This window comes from Pelovirga sp., assembly GCF_059864205.1.
Window position 1 is genome coordinate 1 of the sequence record NZ_JCBCBS010000123.1, and the last position, 3,289, is coordinate 3,289.

Consider the following 3,289-nt stretch of genomic DNA (forward strand, 5'->3'; position numbering starts at 1 on the left):
TGATCTGGTGGTGCTGGACCAGGGGATTGACACGACATCGATTTATGGCCGACTCCAATTCAATATCCTTTCTGCCATCGGTGAATTTGAAAGGGTGATTATCCGGGAGCGCTCATACGAGGGCAGAATGCGCGCCCTGGCCAGGGGTGTAAAATTCGGAGCCAAACCAAAGCTGATTCTGAACGAAATATCCCAACTGATCAACGACTATGAAGCCCCTGGCTGCAGCAAGATGGAAATCGCTGACCACTACGGAATAAGCCGGTCATCCGTTTACCGCATCTATTCTGAAAACTGCCAACAGATGTCCTGAAATAGTCGCAAAGCAGGAACACCCCACCCAGCACTCCGGGCGGGGTGTTCGTGTTCAAGAAGTCGTGACAAATAAGAAACGCCCTCGATCTGGTGATTAAGAGCGTTTCTTATTCTACGAGGGTGATCGATAAGAAAGGAAAGCTTATTTTACCGTAGACCGTCGATGCCACCATGGAGCATGTCGAATTTCAAAAGCATGAATCAACATACCCGCAACCAACTGCGGGCATGTTGATTCTGCAAGAGTCAGATTGCCTCTTCGATATCAGAGTGTTCCCCTTCCACCTGCAGTGTGATTGTTACCGTTTTTGATGTCCGATTACGCCAAAACCAACCATGCTTTCCGTCAAACTCAGCGACAAGTTCTCCTTCCTCGCGTTGTGAGGTTCCTTTTTGCCAGCTCTTGTAATCGATCTTGAGCTTGACGGAATCGGAGTGACCATCAAAGTTAACAGCGCCGCCATCGGTGTACCAGAGATAGCGCGCCCGTTCCCCTTTGTTCAATGCCAATTTGATCTCTTTGCCCTCGTTGGGAACCAGGGTTAATTCCATGCTGTCCTTGCGCAGGGTAGTCACTGTTTCGACGGATTCCGCCACGCCTTGTTGGGTTGGTTTCGCGGGCAGAGTGGTTATGGGCGCTACGGTGTTCTGCTCCGCAACTTCATGCGCCAGGGAGGTTTTAATCTCTCCCATCTTGGTCAATCCCAGAACACTGCCAACCCCGGTGGGATCAATGCCGTACTCGGCGGGTAAAATGGCGATAACCAGAAGAAATGCGGCCACTACGGCGGCCAGGATCGTTGACTTAATGAGCTTTGCGCTTGAGGGCAGATCTGCCGGATTCGGTGCATGCTGCATGGTATATATCCTTTTCTAAACGAAATGAGTTGGTTAATTCAGGCGACAACATAGCCAGTCAGCTGGTATCCCATGAGCAGAAAACCTCCCGTCATGAGCAGAACGTTGGCGTCGTAAGCATGGCGCATAAATCCCTCGGTGCGTCGCCAGTATCCCATGGCGATGAGGATCAGGCCCAAGGCCATCAGCTGCCCCACTTCCACACCCACGTTAAAGGCGATCAGGTTCGTCACCAGACCCTCAGCGGAGACTTCGTATTCCAGAATCTTGGTGGCTAGGCCGAACCCGTGAAAAAGGCCGAAGATCAGCGTGGCCAGCTTGGTGTTAGGTTGAAACCCGAACCAGCGCTGGTACGCACCCATATTGTCGAGAGCTTTGTATACAATGGACAATCCGATGATGGCGTCAATGAGATAGGCGCTGACGCTGATCTCCATCAGGACTCCGGCGATCAGGGTGACCGAGTGACCGACAGCGAACAGGGTGACGTAAAGGCCGATGTCCTTGAACCGGTAGAGAAAGAAAATAACCCCGAATAGAAAAAGAATGTGGTCGTACCCGGTGACCATGTGCTTGGCTCCCAGATAGATGAATGGCAGGGTCATGGCGCCGCTTATTTCCTGGATATATCCCTTGTCGCCTGCGGTCACGCCGTGGGCGAACACGTCAGCCGCTCCAACAAGAACCAGCGCCAACGGGAGAATACCCCACATCAGGCCACTTCCGGCCCGGTAGTTTTTGAACAATTTCATAGCGATCTTTCTGAAACAAAGGTTGTTTGGGTGAAGTAATTGAAAAAATCAGGAAAGAGGGACGCTGAACGGAGGGGCACGGGCAGGTGGACGCCCGGCGGTCCAGATGCCATTCTTTTCTATGACATGCGAAGATGGAATACTGATGATTTCGGAGGGGGACACGCTGATGACCCGAGCACAGATGACTACGGGTATTTTTAATGTACTGTCACCATCCGTCTTGCCGCGAAGAGATTTCCAGCTGGGCTGATGTTTATACAAATGTGCTGTTTGATCAGGTGTATCATGGCTGTGTTCGCCGTGGTGTTCTGCATTGTCGTGATGACTGCCTGAAAAGCCGGACACAAAAGATTGGTATACGGAAGCAAGCTCCGTTTTTTCAGGACCATGTTGGTGATGCACATGGGAAGACTGCCAGAGTGACACGGCCAGGAAGACCACTACCAGCATCAGCGTCAGGCAGTGTTTTGTTGTCGTATGTCGAAGCAGAGAAGTCATGTTCACTATGGTCAGCATCGCACATTTCACATGCCAACGGTTATACAGTTTTTGGGTATTGCGTTACTATCTTTAGAAGCGCAACCTTTTCCCGAAGTGGTTTGGCGTCGCAGCGAAAAAGGGTAATCTTAGTCTTTCATTATGTCAAACTGAAAACAAAGTGCAAAAATCAATAATGCGTCAACAAAGACCTTGAAAGTAGAGAGAAAAAGTTGAGTTACTATCTTGTAAAAATTGCAACAACGACATTGCTGATTGTAGCTATTTCAGAAATTTCCAGGAGAAGCACCCTGATTGGCGCCATACTGGCTTCGGTCCCCCTGGTTTCAGTGCTTGCGATACTCTGGCTCTATATTGACACCAAAGATGTAGAGAAGGTCAGCACTCTGGCATCAAGCGTGTTTTGGCTGGTCCTTCCTTCGTTGGCACTATTTTTTGTACTGCCGAGAATGTTGAAGCATGGATTGAACTTTTATCTGAGCCTTGGCCTGTCTGGTGCAATTACCGTAGTTTGTTATTTTCTCATGGTGTCAGTGCTGAGTCACTACGGGGTTAAATTGTAAAAGGCCACACATCAAGCCACTTAACCTGGACGCTCCGACGTAAGACCACTGTCTGTTGGATACCAGCCTTGTTTATTGCCCCTGCTTTATTTCTGAATGTCTCAGGTATTGTGTCAGGGATTTTTGGCAAGTCAGAACCCACCAATCAAACCAATCCAAGAATCCCTCGGATTCGAGAATCGAGCTGGGAGAAAGCCGTATGAACCATGAAGTAACTTTGTCTTCAATGTTGACAGTTGACCTGTTTGAGGACTATATTCAGTCATGCCTGAGAAAGGGGGGCACACCATGAAACTTTCC

At 49.5% G+C, this 3,289-nt stretch carries 5 protein-coding genes; 2 read left to right on the plus strand and 3 right to left on the minus strand.

The window, feature by feature from the left end:
- A partial coding sequence (locus AC6F7T_RS08120) for a recombinase family protein (RefSeq protein ID WP_500717689.1) occupies positions 1–313 on the plus strand: 313 nt, incomplete at its 5' end.
- A gap of 248 nt (positions 314–561) precedes the next feature.
- On the opposite strand, the gene AC6F7T_RS08125 is transcribed toward AC6F7T_RS08120, so the two are convergent.
- Genes AC6F7T_RS08125 through AC6F7T_RS08135 form a run of 3 tightly spaced genes read right to left on the minus strand, consistent with a single transcriptional unit; the run spans position 562 to position 2,444 of the window.
- Complete coding sequence (locus tag AC6F7T_RS08125) at positions 562–1,173, minus strand: hypothetical protein (RefSeq protein WP_500717691.1); 612 nt, start codon at positions 1,171–1,173, stop codon at positions 562–564.
- A 38-nt stretch (positions 1,174–1,211) separates the two neighbouring features.
- Complete coding sequence (locus AC6F7T_RS08130) at positions 1,212–1,925, minus strand: HupE/UreJ family protein (RefSeq protein WP_500717692.1); 714 nt, start codon at positions 1,923–1,925, stop codon at positions 1,212–1,214.
- Positions 1,926–1,973: 48 nt separating this feature from the next.
- Positions 1,974–2,444, minus strand: a complete 471-nt coding sequence (locus AC6F7T_RS08135; RefSeq protein ID WP_500717693.1) for a hypothetical protein — start codon at positions 2,442–2,444, stop codon at positions 1,974–1,976.
- 194 nt (positions 2,445–2,638) lie between these two features.
- Here AC6F7T_RS08135 and AC6F7T_RS08140 point away from each other — a divergent pair, with 194 nt between their 5' ends.
- Entirely contained in the window at positions 2,639–2,989 is a 351-nt protein-coding gene (locus AC6F7T_RS08140; RefSeq protein WP_500717695.1) for a DUF3147 family protein, read from the plus strand.
- The last annotated feature ends 300 nt before the right edge of the window (positions 2,990–3,289 follow it).

What these genes read in the sequence shown, in the direction of transcription:
- AC6F7T_RS08125 (WP_500717691.1), bottom strand. Translation starts at nt 1,173, where the DNA reads ATGCAGCATGCACCGAATCCGGCAGATCTGCCCTCAAGCGCAAAGCTC.
- AC6F7T_RS08130 (WP_500717692.1), bottom strand. Translation starts at nt 1,925, where the DNA reads ATGAAATTGTTCAAAAACTACCGGGCCGGAAGTGGCCTGATGTGGGGT.
- AC6F7T_RS08135 (WP_500717693.1), bottom strand. Translation starts at nt 2,444, where the DNA reads ATGCTGACCATAGTGAACATGACTTCTCTGCTTCGACATACGACAACA.